The organism is Paralcaligenes ureilyticus (genome assembly GCF_004346225.1).
Lineage (GTDB): Bacteria > Pseudomonadota > Gammaproteobacteria > Burkholderiales > Burkholderiaceae_B > Paralcaligenes > Paralcaligenes ureilyticus.
The window spans coordinates 1-25,382 of sequence record NZ_SMAJ01000006.1 but is presented as its reverse complement, the minus strand read 5'-3'; the positions used below and the strand labels follow the sequence as shown (position 1 = coordinate 25,382).

At 59.3% G+C, this 25,382-nt stretch carries 22 protein-coding genes and 1 riboswitch; of the genes, 15 read left to right on the top strand and 7 right to left on the bottom strand.

Translation table 11 applies throughout. The annotated features are described in order from the left end of the window. Window positions 1-11: 11 nt before the first annotated feature. Window positions 12-1,532: an anthranilate synthase component I gene (gene trpE / locus EDC26_RS09640; protein WP_132581961.1), complete on the bottom strand. Its 1,521-nt coding sequence runs from the start codon at window positions 1,530-1,532 to the stop codon at window positions 12-14. Between the two features lie 522 nt (window positions 1,533-2,054). Then, complete coding sequence (gene rpe / locus EDC26_RS09635; protein WP_132581959.1) at window positions 2,055-2,747, bottom strand: ribulose-phosphate 3-epimerase; 693 nt, start codon at window positions 2,745-2,747, stop codon at window positions 2,055-2,057. A gap of 112 nt (window positions 2,748-2,859) precedes the next feature. Here rpe and apaG point away from each other — a divergent pair, with 112 nt between their 5' ends. From apaG to EDC26_RS09605, 6 genes are all read left to right on the top strand, one after another. Then, window positions 2,860-3,234: a Co2+/Mg2+ efflux protein ApaG gene (gene apaG / locus EDC26_RS09630; protein ID WP_132581957.1), complete on the top strand. Its 375-nt coding sequence runs from the start codon at window positions 2,860-2,862 to the stop codon at window positions 3,232-3,234. Window positions 3,235-3,269: 35 nt separating this feature from the next. Then, the gene (gene mltA / locus EDC26_RS09625) at window positions 3,270-4,553 is read left to right on the top strand and encodes a murein transglycosylase A (protein WP_132581955.1); all 1,284 of its coding nucleotides are present in this window, start codon (window positions 3,270-3,272) and stop codon (window positions 4,551-4,553) included. Further along, window positions 4,550-5,722 (top strand): FAD-dependent monooxygenase, encoded by a 1,173-nt coding sequence (locus tag EDC26_RS09620; RefSeq protein WP_132581953.1) that lies wholly within the window; start codon window positions 4,550-4,552, stop codon window positions 5,720-5,722. The genes mltA and EDC26_RS09620 overlap by 4 nt, the downstream gene beginning before the upstream one ends. A 41-nt stretch (window positions 5,723-5,763) precedes the next feature. Further along, window positions 5,764-6,543 (top strand): DsbC family protein, encoded by a 780-nt coding sequence (locus tag EDC26_RS09615; protein ID WP_132581951.1) that lies wholly within the window; start codon window positions 5,764-5,766, stop codon window positions 6,541-6,543. A gap of 25 nt (window positions 6,544-6,568) precedes the next feature. Continuing rightward, window positions 6,569-7,528 carry a D-2-hydroxyacid dehydrogenase family protein gene (locus tag EDC26_RS09610; protein ID WP_132582302.1) on the top strand — a complete coding sequence of 320 codons (960 nt, stop codon included), beginning with the start codon at window positions 6,569-6,571 and terminating at the stop codon, window positions 7,526-7,528. Between the two features lie 390 nt (window positions 7,529-7,918). After that, the gene (locus EDC26_RS09605; protein WP_132581949.1) at window positions 7,919-8,419 is read left to right on the top strand and encodes a hypothetical protein; all 501 of its coding nucleotides are present in this window, start codon (window positions 7,919-7,921) and stop codon (window positions 8,417-8,419) included. A gap of 458 nt (window positions 8,420-8,877) precedes the next feature. Here the strand turns inward: EDC26_RS09605 and EDC26_RS09600 are convergent, their stop codons facing one another. Together EDC26_RS09600 and ogt are read right to left on the bottom strand one after the other, a co-directional pair. Further along, the gene (locus EDC26_RS09600; protein WP_132581947.1) at window positions 8,878-10,110 is read right to left on the bottom strand and encodes an MFS transporter; all 1,233 of its coding nucleotides are present in this window, start codon (window positions 10,108-10,110) and stop codon (window positions 8,878-8,880) included. A gap of 122 nt (window positions 10,111-10,232) precedes the next feature. Continuing rightward, window positions 10,233-10,793, bottom strand: coding sequence for a methylated-DNA--[protein]-cysteine S-methyltransferase (ogt, locus tag EDC26_RS09595; protein WP_132581945.1), 561 nt, complete (start codon window positions 10,791-10,793; stop codon window positions 10,233-10,235). Window positions 10,794-10,997: 204 nt separating this feature from the next. Between ogt and EDC26_RS09590 the strand changes: the two genes are divergently transcribed. The 3 genes from EDC26_RS09590 to EDC26_RS09580 all read left to right on the top strand — a co-directional run bounded on the left by EDC26_RS09590 (window position 10,998) and on the right by EDC26_RS09580 (window position 14,517). Beyond that, a complete protein-coding gene (locus tag EDC26_RS09590) occupies window positions 10,998-12,446 on the top strand; it encodes an AlkA N-terminal domain-containing protein (RefSeq protein WP_132581943.1) in 1,449 nt (482 codons plus the stop codon). Between the two features lie 107 nt (window positions 12,447-12,553). After that, entirely contained in the window at window positions 12,554-13,276 is a 723-nt protein-coding gene (locus tag EDC26_RS09585) for a hypothetical protein (RefSeq protein WP_132581941.1), read from the top strand. A gap of 50 nt (window positions 13,277-13,326) precedes the next feature. Next, window positions 13,327-14,517 carry a CaiB/BaiF CoA transferase family protein gene (locus EDC26_RS09580; RefSeq protein WP_132581939.1) on the top strand — a complete coding sequence of 397 codons (1,191 nt, stop codon included), beginning with the start codon at window positions 13,327-13,329 and terminating at the stop codon, window positions 14,515-14,517. Between the two features lie 207 nt (window positions 14,518-14,724). Here EDC26_RS09580 and EDC26_RS09575 read toward each other — a convergent pair whose 3' ends face one another. Beyond that, window positions 14,725-16,569, bottom strand: coding sequence for a phosphoenolpyruvate carboxykinase (GTP) (locus EDC26_RS09575; protein WP_132581937.1), 1,845 nt, complete (start codon window positions 16,567-16,569; stop codon window positions 14,725-14,727). Between the two features lie 186 nt (window positions 16,570-16,755). Here EDC26_RS09575 and EDC26_RS09570 point away from each other — a divergent pair, with 186 nt between their 5' ends. Then, window positions 16,756-18,276: a sensor domain-containing diguanylate cyclase gene (locus EDC26_RS09570; protein WP_132581935.1), complete on the top strand. Its 1,521-nt coding sequence runs from the start codon at window positions 16,756-16,758 to the stop codon at window positions 18,274-18,276. 31 nt (window positions 18,277-18,307) lie between these two features. Here EDC26_RS09570 and gshA read toward each other — a convergent pair whose 3' ends face one another. Further along, on the bottom strand, window positions 18,308-19,888 hold the full coding sequence (gene gshA, locus EDC26_RS09565) for a glutamate--cysteine ligase (RefSeq protein WP_132582300.1): 1,581 nt from the start codon (window positions 19,886-19,888) through the stop codon (window positions 18,308-18,310). Window positions 19,889-20,055: 167 nt separating this feature from the next. On the opposite strand from gshA, the gene EDC26_RS20130 reads away from it, so the two are divergent. After that, complete coding sequence (locus tag EDC26_RS20130) at window positions 20,056-20,568, top strand: hypothetical protein (RefSeq protein WP_165930983.1); 513 nt, start codon at window positions 20,056-20,058, stop codon at window positions 20,566-20,568. On the opposite strand, the gene EDC26_RS09560 is transcribed toward EDC26_RS20130, so the two are convergent. Next, window positions 20,453-20,767 carry a helix-turn-helix domain-containing protein gene (locus EDC26_RS09560; RefSeq protein WP_132581933.1) on the bottom strand — a complete coding sequence of 105 codons (315 nt, stop codon included), beginning with the start codon at window positions 20,765-20,767 and terminating at the stop codon, window positions 20,453-20,455. The genes EDC26_RS20130 and EDC26_RS09560 overlap by 116 nt on opposite strands. Window positions 20,768-20,898: 131 nt before the next feature. Continuing rightward, window positions 20,899-20,977: riboswitch (SAM riboswitch) on the top strand. Between EDC26_RS09560 and metX the strand changes: the two genes are divergently transcribed. The 4 genes from metX (at window position 20,966) to EDC26_RS09540 (ending at window position 25,148) form a co-directional block, all read left to right on the top strand. Next, a complete protein-coding gene (gene metX, locus EDC26_RS09555; RefSeq protein WP_132581931.1) occupies window positions 20,966-22,219 on the top strand; it encodes a homoserine O-succinyltransferase MetX in 1,254 nt (417 codons plus the stop codon). (Overlaps the previous riboswitch by 12 nt.) Beyond that, the gene (gene metW / locus EDC26_RS09550) at window positions 22,219-22,848 is read left to right on the top strand and encodes a methionine biosynthesis protein MetW (RefSeq protein ID WP_132582298.1); all 630 of its coding nucleotides are present in this window, start codon (window positions 22,219-22,221) and stop codon (window positions 22,846-22,848) included. The genes metX and metW overlap by 1 nt, the downstream gene beginning before the upstream one ends. Next, entirely contained in the window at window positions 22,848-24,104 is a 1,257-nt protein-coding gene (locus tag EDC26_RS09545; RefSeq protein ID WP_132582296.1) for a muropeptide transporter, read from the top strand. Before metW ends, EDC26_RS09545 begins: the two co-directional genes overlap by 1 nt. 69 nt (window positions 24,105-24,173) lie before the next feature. Continuing rightward, window positions 24,174-25,148 carry a serine hydrolase gene (locus EDC26_RS09540; protein WP_132581929.1) on the top strand — a complete coding sequence of 325 codons (975 nt, stop codon included), beginning with the start codon at window positions 24,174-24,176 and terminating at the stop codon, window positions 25,146-25,148. The last annotated feature ends 234 nt before the right edge of the window (window positions 25,149-25,382 follow it).

The window sequence follows — 25,382 nt, the reverse complement described above, 5'->3', positions numbered from 1 at the left end:
TGCCGGCGGCATCAAATGGGCTCGTCCAGACCAAACTGAACTTGTTCGGCGGCCCGCAGCACGGCGCGTGCCTTGGCCTCGGTTTCGAGCCATTCTTTTTCGGGATCGGAATCGGCCACGATGCCGGCGGCTGCCTGCACGTACAACATGCCGTCCTTGATGATGCCGGTGCGTATGGCGATCGCCACATCCATCTCGCCGCCGTAGCTCAGGTAGCCCGCTGCTCCGCCGTAAATGCCGCGCCGTACGGGTTCGAGCTCATCGATGATTTCCATGGCTCGCACCTTGGGGGCGCCGGTGAGCGTTCCGGCGGGGAACGTAGCGCGCAGCACATCGATATTGCTCATGCCCTCGTTCAGCGTACCGCTCACGTTGGAGACCAGGTGCATGACATGCGAGTAGCGCTCGATCGCCATGGTGTCGGTGACTTTGACCGAGCCGGTCTGGGCGATGCGGCCCACATCGTTGCGCGCCAGGTCTATCAGCATGACGTGTTCGGCGCGCTCTTTGGGGTCTGCCAGCAGCTCTTCGGCGAGCAAGGCGTCTTCTTCGGGCGTGGCGCCGCGTTTGCGGGTGCCTGCCAGAGGGCGTATGGTCACTTCGCACTGCTTGCGATCTTCCTGGTTGACGATTTCCTGGCGCACCAGGATTTCGGGCGACGAGCCCACTACGTGGAAATTGTCGAAATCCCAGTAGTACATATAGGGCGATGGGTTCAGCGAACGCAGGGATCGGTACAGCGACAAGGGGGAGTCGCGAAACGGTTTGGCGATGACCTGGCCGATCTGGACTTGCATCAGATCGCCCGCGGCAATGTATTCCTTGGCCTTTTGCACGGCGGCAATGTAGTCGTCTTTTTTGAAGTCGCGGCGAATATTGGTTTGCATGCTGGCATAGGCATACGGGATCACGACCGGCGTGCGCAGTTTTTCGCGCAGTTCTTTGAGGCGTCGTTTGGCCAGGGCGTAGCTTTCGGGCTGATGCGGGTCGGCGTAGACGATCAGGTAGGTGTGCCCCGCCAGATTGTCGACGATGACGAGCTCGTCGATGTGCAGCAGCATGATGTCCGGCGTGCCGCCTTCCTGCCCGGCTGGAAAGGGCTTGGTCGATGGGCCGAGCCGGGGCTCCATATGGCGCACGGTGTCATACCCGAAATAGCCGGCCAGGCCGCCCGCAAAGCGGGGCATTCCGGGGCGGATGGCTACCTTGAACCGCTTCTGGTAGCGCTCGATGAAATCCAGCGGGTCGCCTTCGTGGGTTTCCACGACCTCGCCCCGATGCAGCACCTCGGTGAGTGTGCCCGATGCGCGGATCACGGTCTTGGCCGGTAGGCCTATGAACGAATAGCGCCCGAAGCGTTCGCCGCCCACGACCGACTCCAGCAGGCAGCTATTGCGTCCGCCCTCCGGTCCGGCATGGGCCAGCTTCAGATAGATCGCCAGCGGCGTATCCAGATCGGCGTAGGTTTCGGCGATGAGCGGGATTCGGTTGTAGCCCAAGGCGGCCAGTGCCTGGAATTCGATTTCTGTCATAGTGGTCTCGATGTGATGCAGCTTTACATACAAGCCGGGCAGGAATCAAAAAAGCCCGGCCAAATTAGGTTCCGGGCTTAGTTTTTCAGGTAATGCTGTCGGCATGAAAAAGACGTAGTCTTGAAGGCCGGGCGAGAATTACCGCTACCCAGAACACAAACGCCACCAGCGCCAATAGGCGCTGGGCGTAGGGTAATAGAAGGTAGTGGCAGTCATGGTATTGGTTGGGTGTGGCGTGTTTTAGTGCCTGGCCGGCCCTGTAGGCCTTTGCTTGGATAGGCGATACTATATCATCGACGGCGGGAATTCGCACGTGTTGGTTTCATCATTGATGGCAGCCACAAGGGCTGCCGCTACAAAAACGTGACGGTGAATCATGTGGCGGCACCCTGTAGCGCCACCCCTTGTGGGTGGCATCATCCTCACAATCAAGGCAATATTTTGCATGGATGACAGGCACAAGGCCTGTCGCTACAGGCCTGTCGCTACAACAAGAAGCGCCCTCGTGGCGAAGGCCTGCCGTTACACCGAGATGGATTCAGCCTTGACGATTTCGCTGCGCATGGCCGCGATGACTGCTTTGTAATCGGCCTGGCCGAAAATGGCGGAGCCGGCCACGAAGGTGTCGGCGCCTGCGGCGCGTATGGCGGCAATGTTGTCGACCTTGACCCCGCCATCGACCTCGAGGGCAATGTCCTGGCCGCCGTTGTCGCGCCAGGCGTCGATTTTTTGCCGCACCTGAGCCAGCTTGTCCAGCGTTGCCGGAATGAAGTGCTGGCCGCCGAACCCCGGATTGACGGACATCAGCAACACCACATCGAGCTTGTCCATGACGTAGTCCAGCCAGTTGAGCGGCGTGGCGGGGCTGAACACCAGCCCCGCCTTGCAGCCATGTTCTTTGATTAGAGCCAGGGATCGGTCGGGGTGGCGCGAGGCCTCGGGGTGAAAACTGATGATGTGGGCGCCGGCTTTGGCAAATTGCGGGATAATGGCGTCGACCGGCTCGACCATCAGATGAACGTCAATGGGCACCGTGGAGTAGGGCCGTATGGCCTCGCATATCATGGGGCCCATCGTCAGATTGGGAACAAAATGGTTGTCCATGACGTCGAAATGTATCCAGTCGGCGCCGGCGGCAACGACGTTGCGGACTTCTTCACCCAGACGGGCGAAATCGGCCGCCAGGATACTGGGCGCGATGCGGGTGGCAGGCATGGGTGTCAACTGAATCCGTGGTTCGAGAATAGAATCGAGTATGTGCCATTATTACAGATTGGCGTCGAATGTCCTTTTTACACCGATGAATCGCTTAATTCGGGATCTCCTCGTGAAACCTTACGATCTGACTATTACCGTGACCCCGCAGTATCTGCCCGAGCAGTCCGAGCCCAGTGAGCACCAATTCCTGTTTGCTTACACGGTGCGTATTACCAATAGCGGCGAACATGCGGCTCAGGTTATCAGCCGCCACTGGATCATTACCGATGGCCAGCAACGGGTCCAGGAGGTTCGCGGCCTGGGCGTGGTGGGGCAGCAGCCTTTGCTCAGTCCGGGGGAAACCTTTGAATACACCAGTGGCTGTCCACTGCCCACTCCCATCGGGACGATGCGGGGCGCTTATCATTGCGTGGGTGAAAATGGCATCCCCTTCGAAGTTCCCATCAACGAGTTTGTGCTGGCCATGCCGCGCACGCTGCATTAATCCGTATACGGATGTTCTCATTTTTAAAGTAGTGCATGAAAAGAATATGGCTGTCCTCCTTCCTGCTAACCCTTTTGGCGGCGTGCAGCACCGTGCCGGAACACAATCAGGCGCCTGCACCCGGCCCCGCTCCGGCGCCCAGCATTGCGGAGCAACCTCTGCGCGTGCCCGGCCTCGGCTCCATGCCGGATACCGCGCCGCGTGCGCTGGCCGCCAGGTTCCAGCCTACGACCTGGGCGGCTCTGCCTGGCTGGCAAAGCGACGATTTGTCCCATGTCTGGAAAGGGTTCGTCAATAACTGCAAGGGCCTGATGCGGCCTGTGTCGGGGTCCCTGGCGATGCCGGCGCGAGCGACTCCGCGTGCCTGGCAGCCGGTGTGTGCCGCGGTGCTCTCGTCGGGTATTTCGGTGACAACTCCTGATCCGACGTCGGTGCGGCGGTTTTTGCAGGATCATTTGCAGCCCTGGCGCGTGCTGGATTCCGCGGGCCATCCGGCCGTCAATACCGTGACGGGCTATTACGAGCCGCTGGTGCATGCGTCGCGCACGCGTGGCGGCCAATATCAATGGCCTTTGTACGCGGCGCCTGATGATTTGCTGACCATCGATCTGGGTTCCGTTTATCCGGAGCTGGCCGGCAAACGCGTGCGCGGCAAGCTGGTGGGCAAACGCGTCGTGCCTTATGACACTCGGGCGGAGATCGCCGCGTCCGCCAAACAGCCTCCCGTTATTGTCTGGGTCAATGATCCCGTGGAAGCTTTTTTCCTTACCGTGCAAGGATCGGGGCGCGCCTTGCTGCCTTCGGGCGAAACAATACGCCTGGCGTATGCCGACCACAACGGCCGGCCCTATGCCTCGATAGGGAAATGGTTGGCCGATCACGGGCAGATGCCGTTGGCAAAGGCGTCGATGCAGAACATCAAGGCCTGGGCCAAGCTGCATCCCGACCGCGTGCAGGAAATGCTCAATGCCAATCCGGCCGAAGTCTTTTTCCGCGAAGAGGCTGTGTCTGACGCGGACCTGGGCCCGCGCGGGGCGTATGGCATTGCCTTGATTGGCCAGCGTGCAATTGCCGTCGACACCAGCTTTGTACCGCTGGGGGCGCCTGTTTATTTGAGCACGACCTATCCCGCTACGGCCCGCCCGCTTGACCGGCTGGTGTTTGCGCAAGACACTGGGGCTGCTATCAAGGGTGCAGGCCGCGCCGATTTTTATTGGGGCTTTGGCGACGAGGCCGGCGCCCAGGCCGGGCGCATGAAACAACGCGGTGAAATGTGGCTGTTGTGGCCCAAACAGGCGGGAGCTCCCTCGGCGCGATGAACAAAGAGTCCGTTGTCGTCTGCGGCGCCGGTATTGTTGGGTTGGCCTGTGCCTTGGGGCTGGCCAGAGGTGGCTTTGGCGTGACGTTGATTGGGCCGCGTCCCGCGTCCCCGCCGCCTGAAGTCGATGTGTATTGCCCGCGGGTTTACGCCATTTCGGCGGCCAGCCAGCAGTTTCTGGCCGATCTGGGCGTTTGGAGCATGCTGGATTCAACGCGCCTGACGCCGGTCGAGGGTATGGAAGTGTACGGCGATGCCAATGGCTGCGTCACACTGCAGGCATGGCAAGCCGCTCAAACGACCCTGGCCTGGATAGTCGAATCCAGTGAGCTCGAGCGCGTGTTGCAGCAGGCTGTGCAGGTGTATGGCATACGCTGGCAGTCCGAGTCGTTTCACGAGCGGCAGGCGGGCGTCGTGGTGACCGAGTCGGGCCAGCGCTTTGCGGCCGATCTGTTGATCGGAGCGGACGGCGCGAGCTCGCCGGTGCGCCATGCCGCCGGCATTTCTACCCGGTCCAGGCCTTACGGCGATATCGGCCTGGTTGTGCATTTGACGTCCGATCTGCCGCATCAGCAAACCGCTTTGCAATGGTTTACCGCCGATGGCGTCCTGGCGCTTTTGCCCATGCCCGATACGGCCGACGGCCACCAGGTGTCGATGGTCTGGTCCATGCCGCAGGCTTTGGCCAAGGCGTTGCAGAATCTACCCGAACCGCAACGCAATGGGGATCTGCAGGCCCGTTTGCAAGCCGTCACCGGCGGGCGTTTGGGGCACTTGCAGGTGCGCAGCCCGCTGTTTGGCTTCCCCTTGTTTCTGGAGCAGAGCACCATGATTGCGCCGGGTGTGGCGCTGGTGGGCGATGCGGCGCACCGGATTCATCCGCTGGCCGGTCAAGGCTTGAATCTGGGCCTGGCCGATGTGCAGGAACTGTTGCGTGTGCTGGGCGAGAAAGAAGCTTATCGAAGTGTGGCGGATTATCGTGTGCTACAACGCTATCGTCGCGCGCGCGCTGAGCCGGTGTTGGCCATGCGCGTGGCCACCGATGGCCTTCATCGCCTGTTTTCCGCGCAGTCGGCACCGGTCGCGTGGGCGCGTAATGTGGGCATGCAATGCGTTGATCGCCTGCCTTTCATCAAACGGTTTTTGATTGCCGGCGCCTCGGGGCGATAGCCCTTTTGGGCCTGGCGTCCGGCAAGGAATCAGGAGTTTTTATGAGTAAGCGGTTCTCGATGTGTCTGGGTACGATTTTATGCGCCGGCCTGGGCCTTTTTGGTGTCCCTGGACAGGCGCAAACCGTCAGCGCCGCACCTGCTCCGCTGGCTGAGTCCATACCTGCTTCGCAGGGCAATAGTGCGCTGGATGCCATCAAGAAGGCGTTTTCCGCCCGCTTCCCGGAGGTGGATGTGGCGGCCGTGCGCGAAACGCCGTTCCCGGGCTTGTATGAAGTGCAGATTGGCATGGACGTGGTGTATACCGATGCCGAGGTCAGCTATTTGCTGCAGGGTTCCCTGATCGACGCGAAGAGCCGTGTCGATCTGACTTCAGAACGCCTGGCTGCACTCTCGAAAGTGTCTTTTGCGTCATTGCCGCTCGATCTGGCCATCAAACAGGTCAAAGGCACGGGCGCGCACAAGATGGCGGTTTTTGAGGATCCCAATTGTGTGTATTGCAAGCAGCTGCATCACACTTTGAAAGACATCGACAACGTCACGGTCTATACATTTTTGTTGCCAATCCTGACGCCCGACTCGGCGATCAAGGCCCGCGACGTCTGGTGCGCCAAGGATCAAGCGGGCGCCTGGACCGACTGGATGGTGAATGGCAAGGTCCCGGCCCAGGCCCAGTGCGATACACCCACCAAGCAAATTCTGGCGCTGGGTAAAAAGCTGATGATACAAGGCACGCCTGCTATCTTTTTTGCAGATGGCACTCGCGTCAATGGCGCTTTGCCGCTGGACGCCTTGCGGGAGAAGCTGGACAGTCTGAACTAACCCATTGCGGGCGATTTCCATGAAAATGAAAATAGCGGTACTCGACGATTATCTGAAGGTTGCGCAACACTTGGCCGATTGGCCATCGCTGGACAGCGGTGCGGAGCTTACGGTGTTTACGGAAACGTTGCCGCAAGCGCCCCGTGAAAGGGCCGCGGCTTTGGCCGGCTTCGACGTTATTGTGGCTATGCGCGAGCGCACTCCGTTTCCGTCTGAACTGCTGCAGCAACTGCCTCGTCTGCGTTTGCTGATTACCACCGGCATGCGCAATTCAAGCATAGATATGCCGGCATGCAAGGCGCAAGGGGTTGTCGTATGCGGCGCGCCGGGCAGTCCTGCGGCCGTTTCCGCCACGGCGGAATTGGCCTGGGCGCACATTCTGGGTTTGTTCAAGAACCTGGCCGCGGAAGACCGGGGGATGCGTTCGGGGCTGTGGCAAACCCGGCTGCCGGGCATTGTTGCGGGCAAAACCCTGGGGGTGCTGGGTTTGGGCAAGCTGGGCCAGGCCGTGGCCGTGGCGGGCAAGGCCTTTGGCATGAATGTATTGGCATATAGCCCGCATCTGACGGACGAGCGCGCGGCGCAGGCCGGAGTGCGCCGTGTCGACAAACATGCGCTGTTTAGCCAGTCCGATGTCGTCAGTCTGCACCTGGTGTTGAGCGCGAGCACTCGCGGCCTGGTCGATGCCCAGTCGCTGCGGGCCATGAAAGCCAGCGCGTACTTGGTGAACACGTCGCGTGCCGGGTTGGTGGATGTGGCGGTTTTGTATCGTCTGTTGAAAGAAAAGAAAATAGCGGGAGCCGGCCTGGATGTTTATCCCGACGAGCCGCTGGCAGCCGATGATCCGATCCGCCGGCTTGACAATGTGTTGCTCACGCCTCATCTGGGGTATGTCAATCCGGAAAATTTTCAGGCTTTTTATCAGAATGCGGTCAAGGCCGTTGCCGCCTGGGCGGGCGGGCAGCCGATCCATGTGCTGAACTGAGGCCCTTGCCCATGAGAGGCGGCGGGCCTGCTTTGCGATGAAAGCGGTCGTGGAAGAAACCAGGCGGCGCGGCGCCCGGCCCAATGGTGTCAGCTTGTTTTCAGTAAAAGTTAACCATTGTTGATACTGCGCAAGGCTTGCCCAGATTATTATCGCAATTGCATTACTGCTGCCTTTTCATCCTGCGGGTTTCATCATGTCGGTTATTGGTGCGATCATTGTGCTGTACCTATATTTGCATTTCGCTCATTGATTCAATCGGCCAATTATTGTTGCAAATTGACAGTGTTCAGCGCGGTTTCGGAACATTGTCATAACACTTGAACGGTACGATGCAGGCGGCCATTGTGGCTATTTGAACGTGCTCTTAATTTTTTTGGAAAATTATCCATGAATACATTATCGAAAACCTGTGCCATGGCCGTAGGCGCATTCGCCGCGGCGATCAGTTTTTCCTGGGCGCCGGCAAATGCCGCCACAACGAGTACGGCCGCTCCGGCCAGTTCGGCCGTGGTGACCGGTGTGTGCAATGATGGAACGTCTTATACCGGAGATACTAAAAAGGGCGCTTGCCGTGGGCATAAAGGGGTTAAGGAGTGGTATGGCAGCAAAGGCGCTTCGGCTACTCCAGCGGCAGCGGCGCCCGTAGCGGCTGCTCCGGCTGCGGCGGCAACCTCCAAGGCAGCGCCTGCTTCGGCCAAGGCGGCTCCTGCGAAGTCTGCGGTGGCGGCGGGCGGCGGGGCTGGCAAGGTGTGGGTGAACTCGAAGAGCAAGGTCTATCATTGCCAGGGCAGCAAGTGGTATGGCACGACCAAGGCCGGCGAGTACATGACCGAAGCGCAGGCCAAGGCGGCCGGCAATCGCGCCGATCACGGCAAGGCTTGTTCGTAGGCACCTGTAGCGCCACCCCTTGTGGGTGGCATTCGCTGCGGATGGCATTTTTTCGTACCAACCTTATCCGCTTAAAACTTTCTAGCCCCGCATCGTGGGCGGTTAAGGCGGATCGGGCTCTGACGGTCACGGTCATGGCTGCGCCATGACTACCCGCGCGCAGGACCGGCTTCGGGGCGGCGTGCGAACTCGTGGGGCGATCAGTCCACTGGACTGATCGCAAACGTCCCACTCAAACAGCGCACGCCTTGCATCCCCGAATCCGGCCCTGTGCACGGCGTGCCCGAATCGCCCGCCCCACCTTAACCACCCACGACGCTCACGTCGGCGATGTTCGCCGTTAATGTAGCGGCACCCCTTGTGGGTGCCATTGTTCCTAAAACCGAACGGTATTCGCGTGAGAGATAAGCCGCCCAAAGTGCAGAGACGGATGAAGATGGACGGGCTTGCGTTGCTCATCACGCATTCTCTCCCACCTTGATCTCCTTCCCGTCCAGGCCAATCAGGAAGACGATGGATAGCAGGCTAAAGACGGCGATGGCCACAAAGGCGTGGTCGAAACGGCCGGTGATGGCTACGAACGCTGCAAAGGCAACAGGGGCGACCATGTTGGCCAGGTAGACGACAATGGACGAGCCCGCGGCTGTTTCGCCCACCAGCTCGGGCGGCGAGCGGCGCGCGACCTCGGCAATCTGCACGCCGTTCCAACTGGCGGCTGTGGCTCCCGCTGCGGCCGAAAGCAGGATCATGGCCCATAGTGGCCATGCCTCGGTGCTAAAGCCCAGTAATAGGGTCGTCAGGGCGGAACCCACCGCGGTAATGGTGAGAGTCAGGGGCGCGGAGCCGATGCGGTCGGCAAACCACCCCAGTGCGATCCGGCCTGCGACGCCTGCCGCCTGCATAATCGCAAAAACCACGCCGGCCAGGCTTAGCGAGTAGTGCAGATCGTCGACCAGATAGATCACCATAAAGGTGAACCAGCAGCTTTGAGTGGTCGCTAGAAGAAAACCTACCGTCGCCAACTTGGGCAGGCCTGGCCCGCGCGCCAGTGCTTTCAAGGGTATGCCAAGATTGCGGATTGTGTGGCGGTTGGGCCAGGTGTATGTTTTTGCCCGGGCGGCAGGTTCATCGACCCGGCCATGCAGGCGCCAGGTGAGGCACGTCGTGACGACAACCAGTAGCGCGGCGACAAGCAATGCAATGCGCCATCCTGCGATGTCGATCAACGGCGGGATGGCCAGGCCGGCAATAACGCCACCCAATGGTACGCCGGCCTGTTTGATCGAGAAGACCAGGTTTCGGCTCTCCGGGGGTGAAAAACGTTGCAGCACTTCGCTGCCTGCCGGGCTTGCTGTGCCGTAGCTCAGGCCGATCATGAAGCTGGCGATCAGAGCCAGGATGAGCGAGGGGAAGAAAAAGAGAACGACACTTGCCGCGCCAATCAGCAAGCCCAGTTGTACTGCGCGGATTCCGCCGATTTGCCGGATCAAGGTCGTACCGACGATCAGGATGAAGAGAGCACCGATTGTGGTGGCGGCAGTCAGGTACCCGATCCAGCTTCCGTCCCAGCCTAACGGCTCCATCATGGCTGGGAAGGCGATGGGAATAAGCCGGGTGAGAAACGAGGTGGTCGTCTGCAGGACGAGAATCGCAATAACGGGTACGGCCCAGGCTGGAAATACGCGTCTCATCGGTTAATGCGCAGGGTTGAAAAGTTTTGAAACGACAAGCATACCCGACGTTGGCTATTGGAGGAGACCCTTACGGTATTCGGTGTCATAGCCCTCTTGACTATTGATCTACGCCAGCCCGTTTACACACGTTCCGTTTTCTTCTGATTTGATTCGATGCTCGGCATCGAACATGCGCTTTCGTGTGCCAGCAGCCAGCGTTTGCGATCCAGGCCGCCACCGTAGCCCGTCAGCGAGGCATTTGCGCCGATCACTCGGTGGCAGGGAACGACGATGGAGATGGGGTTGGAGCCATTGGCGTGTCCCACGGCACGTGTTGCGGTAGGTCGGCCGATCCGGGCCGCCAGAGTGCTGTAGCTAACGGTATGGCCGACCGGGATACAGCGCAGCGCACTCCATACCTTGCGCTGGAACTCTGTGCCTTTGGTTGCGACCGGCAGGTTGTCGATGGCGTTCAGCTCGCCCTCGAAATAGGCATCCAGCGAGCGGCTGGCTGCCGAGGGGCGCGATGTCTCGCGCAGCTCGATGGCATTTGCGCCATATTGCTGCCGCAGAAGCGTTCGCATGCGCTGCTCGTGATCTTCCCAATCGGCGGCGCGCATGCAATGGTTGTCGTCTGTGACGATCAGCATCGGCCCGGTGGGCGTATTGATACGTTCGAGAGAGAATATTTGCGTCAGCATAGCGATACTCCGGCGTTTGAAGTGAACAATATAGCCCCGGAAAGGGACTTCCGCTGGCGGTTATCGGACGTTATTGTCATATCGCCACGTCTTGTTGACCATCGATCCTGTTTTGAATTCACCGGTCGTCAAATCGTAGTTCAGCCATTAATGGCTGTCCGAAAGCCGCTAGACAAAGCGTGGGCGCTGCATTAGCATTTCTGCATGGATCTGGATCACAATGCATGCTATCGCGCTGTTTGCGCCCGTGACGTTCGCTTCGATGGGCGGTTTTTCACTGCCGTTAAAACCACAGGTATTTACTGTCGCCCGGTCTGTCCGGCGCGCACGCCGCAGTCTGCGAATGTGGTTTTCTACCCTACGGCTGCAGCGGCGCAAGCGGCGGGTTTTCGCCCCTGTCTGCGGTGTCGGCCAGAGACCGCGCCCGATCTGGGAGCATGGCGGGGCACGTCGGATACCGTGGCGCGTGCGCTGGTCATGATAGAGCTGGGTGCTTTGGATGACGCCGATGTGGCCGCCTTGGCCGGCCGCGTGGGCGTGGGTGAGCGGCAGTTGCGGCGCCTTTTCCGTCAACATCTGGGAGCGTCGCCCGTTGCCGTCGCCCAGACCCGTCGCGTTTTGCTGGCCAAGCAGCTTATCCATGAAACACGGCTGCCGATGGCCGAAATCGCTTTCGCCGCGGGTTTCGGCAGCATCCGCCGTTTCAATGAGACTTTCCTGGCATTATTCGCATGCCCTCCCGGCGATTTGCGAGGCTCGGGAAAGGCGGATGTCTCGGCCGGGCCGCATGGCGAAATCGAACTTCTGCTGCGCTATCATCCGCCGTACGATTGGCCGGCCATGCTGGAGTTTCTGCGTCGGCGGGCTATTCCCGGCATCGAGCTCGTTACCGCCGATCGTTATGTGCGATCGGTGCAATTCGATGGGGTGCAGGGAACGGTCGCGGTCCAGGCGGCGAGTGGGGATGCGTTGCGCGCCACGTTGCGGTTTCCCAAGCTTTCGGTATTGCCTGTGATAATTGCGCGACTGCGGCGTGTGTTCGATCTGGCGACCGATCCCATCATTATTGCCGGCCATCTTGCCAAAGATCCGGTGCTGGCCGCGTTGGTTCAGGCGCGGCCGGGTTTGCGCGTGCCGGGCGCCTGGGATGGCTTTGAGTTGGCCATTCGTGCCGTGCTGGGGCAGCAGATCACGGTGGCTGCCGCCGTGCGTCTGGCGGGGCGTTTGGTGGCCATGTATGGCCAACCCATGACACAGCCCGAGGGAGGTTTGACGCATGTGTTCCCCGAACCCGAGGCGTTGGCGGCAGCGGACCTGGCATCGCTTGGCATGCCCCGCAGCCGGGCTGCTGCGCTATCGGCCGTGGCGGCCGCCGCTATGGCCGATACGCATCTCTTTGACGCGAGCCGTGGGTTGGACGAGGCTGTTCAGCGGTTGCGCCTGATTCGCGGCGTGGGAGAGTGGACGGCGCAGTACATTGCCTTGCGCCAGTTGCGCGAGCCCGATGCTTTTCCCGCCGCCGACGTCGTTCTTCTGCATGCCATGGCCAGGCAGGAAGGGCGCGACTATTCTTCATCCGAGATTCTCCAGCGAGCCCAAGCGTGGCGGCCTTGGCGCGCCTATGCGGCGCAACACCTCTGGGCCTCGGCATAAGCATTGTTATGGGGGGCTTTGCCGATTTCTGATAAAGTCTCCCAGGGTAGTATGTGCGGGCGGCTGCGGCGCCGCGAATTCAAGGGTACGAGGGAAATGGGAATGGCATGAGCAAGGGTTGTGTCGCAGGCCTGGTCTTGATACTGGGAGTTGGACTGACAGGGTGCGCGGACTCAGGGAAAGCGGGGTTGGCGGGCCCTCGTAACGAATCCATGTCATTTGACCAGTTGGCGCAAACCGACTTCAACCGTACCGTTACGATCGCCATGCGCGATAACCTGGATAGCCTCAATCGTCTGCTCGAAAAGCTCTATCGCAGGAATCCCGCCGAGTGGCGCAAGACCGGAGCACCCGATTTGGCGACGGCCTTGAAACTGGGGCACAAGGCCATCGAGCTGGGCCAGGCGCCGCCCGATCTGAAGGGCTTTCGCGATATTCAGATTCTTTCCATTGCGCTTGACCCCACCTATCGCGGCGATCGGGTGGGGGCTTTTATTTTTGGCCTGGCCAATATGATTATCCAGGCACACAATGGCAAGACGCGATTTTATGTCTCCGACATTCTAAGTGCTCAGCATGTCTACAACGCGGCTCGCAATGTCGAGATTGCCGCTTGGCTGCTGCAGACCCGGCGCGACGCTTCGGGCCACCATCTGCTGTTGGCCAATGAAATTTCCGGCGATATTGCCAACCTCAGTTTTGAGCGTGAATTTGGCGGACTGATCGGCCGGCTCGATCTGGTGGCCAACCTGCTTGATGAAAATCTTCGGCGAGTGGGCATCAATTATGTGCAAGGCCTGCTGTTCTTCAATTTCCTGCCGGTGCGGTGAGCGTTGTATCTGTTATTAAAATACAAATTTGATTTAGGGGCTTGGCCACTATGCTTAAACCTTTGAGCGGGATACGCGTGCTCGAATTGGGCCAGTTGATTGCCGGCCCGTTTGCCGCCAAGATGCTTGGCGAATTCGGTGCCGAAGTCATCAAGATCGAGCCGCCGAAAACGGGCGACCCATTAAGGAAATGGCGCCTGTTGCATGACGACACCTCGGTTTGGTGGGAAGTGCAATCCCGCAATAAGCAATCCGTCACCCTGGATTTACGCCAGGCCGAAGCCCAGGACGTGATACGCCAGCTGGCGGCGACGACCGACGTCCTGATCGAGAACTTTCGTCCCGGCACGCTGGAGAACTGGGGCCTGGGCTGGGATGCCCTGCATGCGATCAATCCCGGCCTGATCATGCTGCGCGTCTCTGGATATGGGCAGACCGGCCCCTATCGCGATCGCCCGGGTTTTGGCGTGGTGGGCGAGGCCATGGGCGGGCTGCGCCACTTGAGCGGCGAGCCGGGGCGAGCGCCTGTGCGGGTGGGCGTTTCTATCGGGGATTCTCTGTCGGCCCTGCATGGCGTGATTGGCGTGTTGCTGGCCTTGCGTCATCGCGAACAGAATAAGGGCGAAGGCCAGTACGTGGATGTCGCCTTGTATGAGTCGGTATTCAATATGATGGAAAGCTTGCTGCCCGAATATGCCGTGTTTAATGAAATCCGTCAGCCCGCAGGCAGCAGCCTGCCCGGCATTACCCCCAGCAACGCTTATATGTGCGCCGATGGCAAGTATGCTTTGGTGGCGGGTAACGGCGACAGCATTTTCAAGCGCTTGATGTCGGCCATCGACCGCGGCGATTTGGCGGAAAACCCGGCTTATGCGCATAACGACGGGCGTGCGCAGCATGCGCGGGCGATCGATGCAGCCATCGAAGCCTGGACCAGAAAGCATACCCTGGATGAAGTCCTGGAAACGCTGCATGAGGCGCGCATACCGGCGGGACGCGTTTACGATATTGCCGATATCTGCGCAGACCCTCATTACCAAGCGCGTGAGATGATCCTGGATAGCCAGCTGGACGACGGTACTCCCGTCAAGCTGCCCGGCATCGTTCCCAAGCTCAGTTCAACGCCCGGCACCGTTGAGCGCCGCGCTCCCAAGCTGGGCCAGGACACCGAGCGAGTCTTGACGGCTTTGGGTATCGACGCGGATACTCAAAAAGATTGGGCGCGCCGCGGGGTTATCTGAATGCAAAGGATATGGCACCCACAAGGGGTGCCGCTACAAGCGACGGATCCGTTTTTGTAGTGGCACCCCTTGTGGGTGCCATTTTCCCAGAACGTAGATACCGTCTTGGGTATCGACGTTTTGTCAGCGGCACCCCTTGTGGCTGCCATAATCGTTGAGACCCAAAGACGGTACTATCTAGACAGAAAAAATCCCCGAGACCGGCGATTAAGCACCAAGCTGCCCGCTTAACCGGTCTTGCAGACTGCGCAGTTCCGCAGGCAGATGTTTTTTAAGCTTGTCGAACAATTCTGCGTGCAGGCCAAGCTCTTTACGCCACGCGGCGCGATTGATCGACGTGATGTACTGGAACTTGTCGATGCCGAAATCGAGCCCGTCCCAGGTGATGTCTTCGTAGCGGGGCGAAATACCGAACAGATTGTCTTCGCCCTTGGCTGAACCGTCGATGCGTTCGAGCATCCATTTCAGGATGCGCATGTTTTCGCCGAATCCGGGCCAGATAAACTTGCCGTGATCGTCGGTCTGGAACCAGTTGACGCAAAAAAAGCGTGGCAGCGTGGCGCCTGCCGCCTGCAACTGCTCGCCCAGCTTTAACCAATGCGCGAAATAGGCGCTCATGCTGTAGCCGCAAAACGGCAGCATTGCGAAAGGGTCGCGCCTCACTACGCCCTGCGCGCCTGCGGCCGCAGCCGTGGTCTCCGAGCCCAGTGTGGCGGCCATGTACACGCCCTCGGTCCAGTTGCGCGCCTCGGTCACCAGCGGCACCGTGTCTGAACGGCGTCCGCCTACGATGAATGCGTCAATGGCCACCCCGGCGGGGTTGTCCCATTCGGGATCGATCGCCGGGTTTTGCACTGCCGACACGGTGAATCGGGCGTTGGGATGGGCCGCCTTGCGGCCCGAATCGGGCGTCCAGTCCTTGCCGTGCCAATCCAGGCAGTGCTTGGGCGCCGGCCCCATGCCTTCCCACCAGACGTCGCCGTCATCGGTCAGTGCAACGTTGGTGAAGAGCACATTTTCGCGCAGCGATGCCATGCAGTTGAAGTTGGTTTTTTCGTTGGTGCCGGGCGCCACGCCAAAATAGCCCGCTTCGGGGTTGATGGCATACAGGCGGCCATCGGCGCCGGGCTTGATCCAGGCGATATCGTCGCCAATGGTAGTGACTTTCCAGCCCGGCAGCGACGCGGGTGGAATCAGCATCGCGAAGTTGGTTTTTCCGCAGGCAGACGGAAATGCCGCCGCCACGTGCATTTTCTTTCCGGCTGGCGAGGTAACGCCCAGAACGAGCATGTGTTCGGCCATCCAGCCTTGGTCCCGGCCCATGGTGGACGCAATGCGCAGGGCGAAACATTTCTTGCCCAATAACGCGTTGCCCCCGTAGCCGGATCCGAAGGACCATATCTCGCGGCTTTCCGGGTAATGCACGATGTATTTGGTATCGTTGCAGGGCCATGGTACATCGGCCTGACCGGCTGCCAGCGGCTTGCCTACCGAATGTACGCAGGGCACAAATTCGCCCTCGGCGCCCAGCACGTCGTAGACCTTGCGGCCCATTCGTGTCATCAGCCGCATATTGGCAACGACGTAGGGCGAGTCGGATAGCTCTACGCCGATGTGCGCGATGTGCGAACCCAGCGGGCCCATGGAGAAGGGGATCACGTACAGTGTGCGCCCGCGCATGCAGCCTGCGAACAGGCCGTTCAAGGTTTCGCGCATGGCCGCCGGTTCGGTCCAGTTGTTGGTGGGGCCGGCATCGTCTTCTTTTTCACAACAGATAAAGGTGCGGCTCTCTACGCGCGCGACATCGCTGGGATCGGACCATGCCAGGTAGGAGTTGGGCCGTTTGGCCGGATTCAGGCGCTGCAACGTGCCGGCCTGCACCATCAGTTCGCATAATCGATCGTATTCTTCTTGCGAGCCGTCGCACCACTCGATGCGGTCGGGCTGGGTCAGCGCGGCGACCTGCGTTACCCAGGCCTTGAGATGCGCATGGGATACCCACTGGGGGGCATTGAGTTCGAGCGGTGGAGTGGGGTTGGTGGCAGGGGTCATGAGTTTGGTCTCCGTTATAGTTGATATCATACAAGAGAGCGGGTAGGGCGGCGTGAGCGCCTATGGCGCTAAAATGGGCCGAATGTGGGCTCCCACGCACCCGACCCATACCGCATTGTCACGAGATTTGCGCTGTCGTTGTAGAGGTAACGCAGATCTCATCACATTCGAAAGTCAGAGCTTTCCATGGCAGATAACAACAATCATTTAACCAAAATCCTGCAGCAGGTGGGCCAGGCAACAGGCGACGGTGATATCTTCGATGTTGCGCCAGCCTCGCTTTGGCTGGAAGACTACAGCGGCATTCAAACGTTGTTTGCCCAATGGCGCGCCGAGGGGATAAGCAATCTGGGCAGCCATTTGCTGGCCAATCCCCATCTTGTGGAACAGTGCACCCAGCAAATGCGGGTGGTCAACGTGAACCGTCGCACGCTTAGCCTGTTCGAAGCGGATGATCTGGAGCATCTGAAGCAGAATCTCGACCGGATATTCAGGGGTGAAATGCTGGCAGGCTTGATCGGCGAGCTGGTGCAATTATGGAATGGCCAGCGTCATTTTTCGGGCCACAGCGTGAATTACACCGTATCGGGACGCCGCCTGGACGTCCAGATACGAGGCAGCATCCTGGGTGATGAGCCCGACAATTGGAGCCGCGTGCTGGTGGCGGTGGAAGATGTAACCGAGCGGTTGTCCGTCCAAAGCCAGCTGGCGGCCAGCGAGTCGTACGCGCGCGGCCTGTTCCAGCATTCGCCCGTGTCGCTGTGGGTCGAAGACTTCAGTGCGATTCGACGCTTGTTCGATGAGATCCGTCGCGCGGGCATTTCGGATTTCCGCACGTTCACCGATGTTCATCCGGAATTTGTCACTCGCTGTGCGGAAGAAATCAGGGTGATCAATGTCAATCAGACGACTCTCGCATTGTTTGTCGCTCCCGACCAGACAACGCTCTTGAATAATCTGGATAAGGTATTTCGCGATGATATGTATCCGCATTTTCGCGAACAACTGGTTGATTTGTGGGAAGAAAGATTATTTCAGCAGCGGGAGGTGGTGAATCACACGCTTGCTGGCGATCCCTTGTATCTGTACCTGCAGTTTTCGGTACTTCCCGGCCATGAAGAAAACTGGGATCTGGTGCTGGTGGCGCTTACGGATATTACCGCGCGAAAAAAGGCCGAGGCGTATCTCGAGTTTCTGGGCAAGCACGATTCCCTGACCAAGCTGCACAATCGGAGTTTCTATGTCGATGAGCTCAATCGGCTTGAGCGAAAGAAATTCTATCCCGTGAGCATCATTATTATCGATCTGAACGGGCTGAAGGCGATGAACGACGCGCTTGGGCACGCGGCGGGCGATGATTTATTGCGCCGTTTCGGGGAAGTCCTGGATGCCGCGGTCACCAAGCCTGCCTGCGCCTCGCGCATTGGGGGCGATGAATTCGCGGTTTTGTTGCCTTCGACCGATGCGGAGGGCGCGGCCGAGGTCATGGAGCAGATCGTTGCCCTGGTGGCGGTGAATAATCAGTATTATTCGGCGACAACGCTTTCGATCGCCATGGGGTGCGCCACGGCTGTGGATGGAGAACGCCTCGAGCTGGCAATGCAAAGGGCGGATAGGGCGATGTACGAGAGAAAGCGCATGTTTTATACCGAAGAACCCAATGAGCGTCGGCACGCCGATGACGCTGCCGGCGCTTCAGGCGCCTGACGGTATCGTCGGCGCCCGGCCGGATTCTGCGTCAAGGGCGTTTAAGCGCCGCATGATAACGGGCCACGTAGGTGTCGAAGTCTTCACGGTCGCTTTGCTCCAGATGAGCCTGCTCCTGCACCGATTGGGCGGCCATCTGGATCATCTCATGCTGCATCGCAGCATTCAAGGGCCTGGCACGCAGCGCGTCGCGGTGCCGCTGGCTTTGCTGCAAGGTGTAGTCATGCAGGCTGATGCCATCGGCGCGTAGCGCCTCCAACAGTTCGGCTGATGGGGTCTGCTCGCTGTCGCTGAGTTTGGGCCGTTGCGCCTCTACGGCGTGTACATAGTTCTGGCCGCCGTGTGCGGCATCGAGCGCTTCTGCGTAGGGGAGAATGCGCTCGATCAGTTCCAGGCCCCAATCGGCCAGGCCGACGGATTGGTGCGAATCGGCCGCGTCATCGGACCTGATCAACTGCAGGCCTGGCTTGCGGCCTTCCTTGACGACCAGGCCGAAATTGCCGCGGCTGTGGCGGCACGTGCCGTCTTGCGGAAAGAATGGGCTTTCCTCTGTGGCGCAAAAGAGCAGGAAGGCATCCATGAAGTAACTGGTCTGGGGCGAAATGCCGATTGGCGAGTCGGGATCGATATCCAGGCAACGCACCTCTATATATTGCACGCCGCGCTCGGCCAGGGCTGTGACAGGGCGCTCGCAGCGCCCAGTGGTGCGCTTGGGCCGGATCGTGGAGTAATACTCGTTTTCGATTTGCAGCACGTGCGTGTTGAGCTGAATCCATTCGCCGTTGCGATGTGTGCCTATGGCTTCGTAGGCAGGCCACGGTTTGGTGACGGCGTTGTACATACGGGCCAAAAAGGTTTCTATATCGTTATAGCAAAGCTGTAATTCCGATTGCGCCTTGTTTTGATAGCCGAAATCGCTCATGCGCAAGCTGGTGGCGTACGGCAGATACAAGGTGTCGGCGTCCAGGCTTTGCAAGGACTGCCTGGCGCCATGCATGAATGTGCTGGATACGGCAGGCGAGGCCCCGAATAAATACATCAGCAGCCACGAATAACGCGTGAAGTTGCGAATCAGGGCCAGATAGCCTTTGGATCGACGATCTTCAACGGAAGACCCCCGGACGCCGAAACGTTCCCATATTTCGTCCGGCAACGAGAAGTTGTAATGCACGCCGGCGATGCATTGCATGGTTTTGCCGTAGCGCTCGGCCAGGCCGCGCCGGTAGACGTGCTTGAGCATGCCAGTGTTGGAAGTGCCGTACCAGGCGATGGGGATGTCGGCCTCTGCAGGAAGGTGCGCGGGCATCGATTGATTCCAGATCAGTTCCTGGCCGAGTTGCTGCGCCACAAAACGGTGGGTGTCGTCCAGTTCTTCGAGCAGGGCGGCCACCGTGGTGTGGGTTCCCGTAATCATTTCCAGCAACGACTCGGAGTAGTCTGTCGTGATGCGGGGATTAGTCAGCGCCGAGCCCAGCGCGCCCGGGTGCGGCGTACGGGCAAGTACCCCCTGGTTATCGACGCGCAAGCCTTCTTTTTCGATACCGCGTAATATTTTTTTGAGCAATTCGGGGTTCTGGCGCAGTGCCGTGTAGCGGGAGTGCTTGGGAGTCATTGCAGGATTGTTTTTAGTCATTCAGCCTGCGATTTTACGGGTGTTTGACAATTAGTGGTGGGATACAGGTTATGGCGGAAGTGGATTTGGCCGATAGCGGCGCAGGGCCCGGGCCGCGGGGCGGTAAACTGAACATCCTTTGTGGGAAAGGATGGCTGGGAGCCCGAATGTTCAGACGTATGGCAGCGGTTTCAATGGTTTTTATGGCCTTGACGGGATGTTCGCCGGAGTACAACTGGCGAGTGGCCCCGATTGCTGACGGGTCGGTGACGGCGATTTTTCCGGGCAAGCCCGAGACCGGGCAACGCCCGCTGGATTTCTCGGGCCACTCTCTGCAGTTTTCCCTGACGGCAGCTCAAGTCAATGACGCGGCGTTTGCGGTAGGTTACGCGCCGTGGCCCGATGAGTGGGCGAATGACGATCAGGCCAAGCACGATTTTGCCCGGGCGGTGATACGTTCGCTCTATCAGAATCTGGGCGTGGCGCCGCCTCGGGTTTTACCCGAACCCGGCAATCGTTTTACCATTGAGGGCAAGTCGCAAAAGGGCGCTGCCCGGCTCGATGCTAAGGTTTGGCTGCTACCTCGCGGCTTGGTCGAAGGCCTGGTAACCGCTCCCTCCGCGCTTTATCCAAAGCCGGAGGCGGACGAGTTTTTTGGTTCTTTGGGGAAGCCTCGGTAGCGACATTTAGCCAACCGGCTTGCAAAACCGCAGTAATGGCCGCTTGGCGACCGCGCACCTGCAACTTTTGGCAGGCATTTTGAATGTGAAAGTTGACCGTGCGTTCGGCCATGCCCAGAATCATGCTCATTTCCCAACTGGTCTTGCCGATGGCTGCCCAACGCAGGCAGGACAGTTCCTTGGTTGTAAGAGGGTTCATGGATCTGTTTCTTATCATTGGTATGTCGCTTTAATTACAATAACTAAACCAATGTATCAATTTTATTCATTTTGGTAAAATCCAGGGAGACAAAACGATGCTCGGTTTATTCGATGGTGATAAACTTTGAACATCGAATCGGCGCCGATTTGCGTGATCTGCTTGCGGGCGCCTCATAAATCCAGCTAAAGAGTCCATATGGCCCAACTATCTGCTTCATCTACGTCGTCCGTATTGCCTGAAATTCCCGCTTCCAATATTGAAACCCGCGTGCCTGCCGGCTCGGTCGGGTTTGTCACCCCCCAACTTATTGCGTTTAACGACCCTTTGCCGCTCAGCAGCGGCCAGGTTTTGCCGTCTTACGAGCTGGCCGTTGAAACTTACGGTGTGCTGAACCCGGCGCGCACCAATGCCGTGTTGATCTGCCATGCGCTGAATGCTTCGCATCATGTGGCCGGCATGGCCTGCGGCAATCCCAAGGATGTGGGCTGGTGGGACAATATGGTCGGGCCTGGCAAGGCCGTCGATACCGATCGGTTCTTTGTCATTGGCGTCAACAATATTGGCTCGTGTTTCGGTTCAACGGGGCCGGCCAGCCTCAGGCCCGATACGGGCAAGCCTTGGGGCGCGGCATTTCCCGTCCTGACCATCGAAGACTGGGTGCTGGCCCAGGTGCGCCTGGCCGATCATTTCGGCATTGAAAAATTTGCGGCGGTGATGGGTGGGTCGCTGGGTGGCATGCAGGCGTTGAGCTGGGCCATCACCTGCCCCGAGCGGGTCGCGCATTGCATTGTGATTGCCAGCACGCCGCGCCTGTCGGCGCAGAATATCGGGTTTAACGAAGTGGCGCGCCGCTCGATCATCTCCGATCCGGATTTTCATGGCGGCGATTACCTGGCGCACGAGACCTTGCCCAAGGGTGGGCTATCGGTTGCACGTATGCTGGCTCATATTACCTATCTGTCCGATGACGACATGGCCGAGCGATTCGGCCGCACTCAGCGTGCGCCGGCCGAAGGAGGCGAATTTCACTATGGCTATGGGGTTGAGTTCGAAGTGGAGTCGTATCTGCGCCATCAAGGCGAGAAATTCTCGGGCTATTTCGATGCCAATACCTATCTGTTGATTACCCGCGCGCTCGATTATTTCGATCCGGCGCGCAATTTCGGCGGCGATTTGGCTCGGGCCCTGGCCGGGGTAAAGGCCGATTTTCTGCTGGTCTCCTTTACGACCGACTGGCGCTTTCCACCGGCACGCTCGCGCGAAATCGTGCGGGCGCTTCTCAAAAACAATCGGCCGGTCGCGTATGCCGAAATCGACGCACCCCACGGCCACGATGCTTTTTTGCTGGAAGATCCGCGTTATCACGCGGTCGTTCAGGGCTACTATGACCGCATTGCACATAAGCTGGATCTGGCGCCCCGCCGGATGAGCCATGGAGTGTCAGCGTGATGTCAACGCAATCCGTAGTTGCGCCCAACCCTATCAGGCCTGATCTGGCGCGTATCGCCAGCTGGATCATGCCGCAAAGCCGGGTGCTGGATCTGGGGTGCGGCGACGGCGCGCTGTTGGCCTACTTGCACGAGCAAAAAGAAGTGGTGGGCGCAGGTGTTGAACTCGACGATGAACAATTCATCGCCTCGGTGCGTCGCGGTGTTTCGGTGGTGCAGCAAAACCTGGAAGAAGGCCTGGCCTTGTTCGATGACCAGCAGTTCGACACGGTGGTGTTGTCGCAAACATTGCAATCCATGCACCATACCGAACATATCCTGCGCGAGATGGCGCGGGTGGCGCGTTTCGGAATCGTGTCGTTTCCCAACTTCGGTTACTGGCCCCACGGCTGGTCGATTTTGCGCGGGCGCATGCCGGTTACCGGGGAAATGCCGTATCAGTGGTACGACACACCCAACATTCATTTGTGCACATTGAAGGATTTTCAGAATCTGGCCGCTTCGCTCGACTTGCGCATCACGCATCTGGCCACCTTCAATGTCGACAAAGAGATCAAGTTCCTGCCCGGCTGGCGCAGCACGCTGGCGGTGTATCGATTCGAATCGCCCAAACGGGACGCACGCAAATAATAGGGAGAGTCATCGTTCCGTCGTCTAACGTATACGCAAGTCCACGCGTCATTCCTTTGCTGATTCTGGGTTTTTCCAGCGGGTTGCCGCTGGCGCTGACTACCGGGACCTTGCAGGCATGGGCCACGGTGTCTAACGTCTCTTTGCAGGATATTGGCTTTCTGACGCTGATCGGTTCGGCCTATACGCTCAAATTCCTCTGGTCGCCCTTGGTTGATCGTTACGCTCTGCCCGTGCTGGGCCGCCGGCGCAGCTGGATTTTCATGACGCAGATTCTGCTGGCGATGGCTATCGCCAGCATGGGGCTGTTTTCGCCGTCGGGCAGCCTGGCAACCCTGGCGATGCTGGCGGTTGTGGTGGCGTTTTTATCGGCCACGCAGGATATTGCGTTCGATGCCTATAGCACCGATGTATTGCGCAAGCACGAATTGGCGGCCGGCGCCGCGGTCAAGGTGCTGGGCTACCGGATCGCCATGGTCGTATCGGGCGGTCTGGCGTTGATCATTGCCGATCAATGGCTGGGCTGGGGCGGTACCTACTTTCTGATGGGCGCGTTCATGGTGGTGTGCGCATGCGCCACGCTGCTCGCACCCGAGCCCGAAGTGGTCGCCCGCACGCCCCGTACGCTGGGGCTGGCGGTCGTGGAGCCGCTGGCCGAATTTTTCAAGCGGCGCGGCGCCATCACGATTCTGCTTTTGATTGTGCTGTACAAATTGGGCGATGCGTTTGCCGGCGCGTTGTCGACCACCTTTCTATTGCGCGGGGTGGGCTTTAGCGTGTCCGAAGTGGGGACGGTCAATAAAGTGTTCGGGCTGGTTGCCACGATCATCGGCGCCTTGCTGGGCGGCTCGTTAATGGCCCGCATGGGGCTGTACCGTTCGCTAATGATGTTCGGCATCTTCCAGGCGGTTTCGAATTTTGCATACTGGGTGCTGGCCGTGACGCCGCCTCATCTGTATTCGATGGCGGCAGCGGTGGCCATTGAAAACTTGTGCGGAGGCCTGGGGACAGCGGCCTTTGTAGCCTTGTTGATGGCGCTGTGCAATCAGGAGTTCTCCGCGACTCAGTTCGCGCTTTTGTCGGCGCTGTCGGCGGTGGGGCGCACCTACCTGGCCGGCCCCTTGACTCCGCCGCTGGTCGAGCATCTGGGCTGGCCAACTTTCTTCATGGCAACGGTGGCCATATCCGTACCGGGTTTGCTGCTGCTTTGGTGGCGGCGCGCCGAGATCAAGAGCCTGGAGACCATGCGTTCATAGTCTGGGTAGCGCTGCCGGCGTAATGATGTAGTCGCTAGTGTTAGTGTGATAACTTGGGAAAGAGGACGTATGAACCGAAGAGCATTACTCAAAACGGCTGCGTTGAGCGGTTACCTGACCGTTGCCGCGGCGCCGGGCGCAAAGGCGCAATCCGTGGACGAGACGTCGTTGAATGCGGCATTGGAAAGCTTCGCCGGCATTCATCCTGGAACCACTGCTGCGTGCATTTCCATCGAGCGGGCCAGCGGCATAAAGCGTTATGCAGCAGCGGCGGATCGCCCGCTGTTTGTTGGCAGTGCAATAAAGACTTTTATTCTTGCGCACTATTTGCTCGATGTGGAAAGCGGGCGCCTGTCGGAAGGGACGCAAGTCAGTGTGGGGCCCGAGGTGTGGTCGCCGGGCAGCAGTGTGCTGATCGGTCTTCAGGGGAAGACCAGCGCCAAGACCATACTCGAAGCCATGATCACCCATAGCGACAACACGGCTACGGATATTGCGATGAATGCGGTGGGTGCTGATCGGGTGCGCGCGCTGATTGGTAGCGTTGGGCTCAAGCACACGTTGATACCCGATTCGACACGCAAGTTGTTTTCGTACTTGAGCGGCGCCGATAGCGGTGTGGATTTGGGTTGGTCGGGAATGGAGAAGATGGCGGCCGGGCAGTTGCCGGGCAAGCCGAGGCCTCCCATCAACGATAAGCAAACCATGATGAGCACGGCTGCCGAGATGACGAGGTGGTATGAGTATGTGCTGTCGGGAAAGCTGTTCAAAAAACCTGAGACGTTGAGAGAATTCAAGCGTATTTCCGCCATGGCGGATGCGATACCGGCGACTTTGCCTGACGATACGATGGGGTATGGGAAAGGAGGCAGTATCGACTGGGAGGGTTTTCACTGCTTTTCGGTAGCAGGGCAGATGGTGCGGCCTGCGCATAGGGCGAGCTTTTGCTTTATCGTCAACTGGATGGGGGATGACGGGTCCGTAGCGCAGACGTTTGCCGAATTTATCGAGCGGGCGCGCAAGGCGGTTGCGCTGGCGTCGTGATGGTAACTGACTGCTTTTGTAGCGCCACCCCTTGTGGGTGGCATTCGCTGCAGGTGGCATTCTTTTGATACCGCCCTATGCCGCATAAACCTTCTAGCCCCGCATCGTGGGCGGTTAAGGTGGATCGGGCTCTGACGGGCACGGTCATGGCTGCGCCATGACTTCCCGCGCGCAGAACCGGCTTCGGGGCGGCGTGCGAACTCGTGGGGCGAATAGCCCACTGGGCTATTCGCA

Excerpts from the sequence above, each read along its gene's own strand:
- mltA (WP_132581955.1), top strand. The coding sequence starts at position 3,270 with ATGAAAAGAATATGGCTGTCCTCCTTCCTGCTAACCCTTTTGGCGGCG.
- EDC26_RS09575 (WP_132581937.1), bottom strand. The coding sequence starts at position 16,569 with ATGACCCCTGCCACCAACCCCACTCCACCGCTCGAACTCAATGCCCCC.
- EDC26_RS09590 (WP_132581943.1), top strand. The coding sequence starts at position 10,998 with ATGGATCTGGATCACAATGCATGCTATCGCGCTGTTTGCGCCCGTGAC.
- EDC26_RS20130 (WP_165930983.1), top strand. The coding sequence starts at position 20,056 with ATGTTCAGACGTATGGCAGCGGTTTCAATGGTTTTTATGGCCTTGACG.
- EDC26_RS09605 (WP_132581949.1), top strand. The coding sequence starts at position 7,919 with ATGAATACATTATCGAAAACCTGTGCCATGGCCGTAGGCGCATTCGCC.
- EDC26_RS09580 (WP_132581939.1), top strand. The coding sequence starts at position 13,327 with ATGCTTAAACCTTTGAGCGGGATACGCGTGCTCGAATTGGGCCAGTTG.
- metX (WP_132581931.1), top strand. The coding sequence starts at position 20,966 with ATGGCCCAACTATCTGCTTCATCTACGTCGTCCGTATTGCCTGAAATT.
- EDC26_RS09570 (WP_132581935.1), top strand. The coding sequence starts at position 16,756 with ATGGCAGATAACAACAATCATTTAACCAAAATCCTGCAGCAGGTGGGC.
- EDC26_RS09610 (WP_132582302.1), top strand. The coding sequence starts at position 6,569 with ATGAAAATAGCGGTACTCGACGATTATCTGAAGGTTGCGCAACACTTG.
- EDC26_RS09540 (WP_132581929.1), top strand. The coding sequence starts at position 24,174 with ATGAACCGAAGAGCATTACTCAAAACGGCTGCGTTGAGCGGTTACCTG.
- EDC26_RS09585 (WP_132581941.1), top strand. The coding sequence starts at position 12,554 with ATGAGCAAGGGTTGTGTCGCAGGCCTGGTCTTGATACTGGGAGTTGGA.
- trpE (WP_132581961.1), bottom strand. The coding sequence starts at position 1,532 with ATGACAGAAATCGAATTCCAGGCACTGGCCGCCTTGGGCTACAACCGA.
- rpe (WP_132581959.1), bottom strand. The coding sequence starts at position 2,747 with ATGCCTGCCACCCGCATCGCGCCCAGTATCCTGGCGGCCGATTTCGCC.
- ogt (WP_132581945.1), bottom strand. The coding sequence starts at position 10,793 with ATGCTGACGCAAATATTCTCTCTCGAACGTATCAATACGCCCACCGGG.
- EDC26_RS09620 (WP_132581953.1), top strand. The coding sequence starts at position 4,550 with ATGAACAAAGAGTCCGTTGTCGTCTGCGGCGCCGGTATTGTTGGGTTG.
- metW (WP_132582298.1), top strand. The coding sequence starts at position 22,219 with ATGTCAACGCAATCCGTAGTTGCGCCCAACCCTATCAGGCCTGATCTG.
- gshA (WP_132582300.1), bottom strand. The coding sequence starts at position 19,888 with ATGACTCCCAAGCACTCCCGCTACACGGCACTGCGCCAGAACCCCGAA.
- EDC26_RS09600 (WP_132581947.1), bottom strand. The coding sequence starts at position 10,110 with ATGAGACGCGTATTTCCAGCCTGGGCCGTACCCGTTATTGCGATTCTC.
- EDC26_RS09560 (WP_132581933.1), bottom strand. The coding sequence starts at position 20,767 with ATGAACCCTCTTACAACCAAGGAACTGTCCTGCCTGCGTTGGGCAGCC.
- EDC26_RS09615 (WP_132581951.1), top strand. The coding sequence starts at position 5,764 with ATGAGTAAGCGGTTCTCGATGTGTCTGGGTACGATTTTATGCGCCGGC.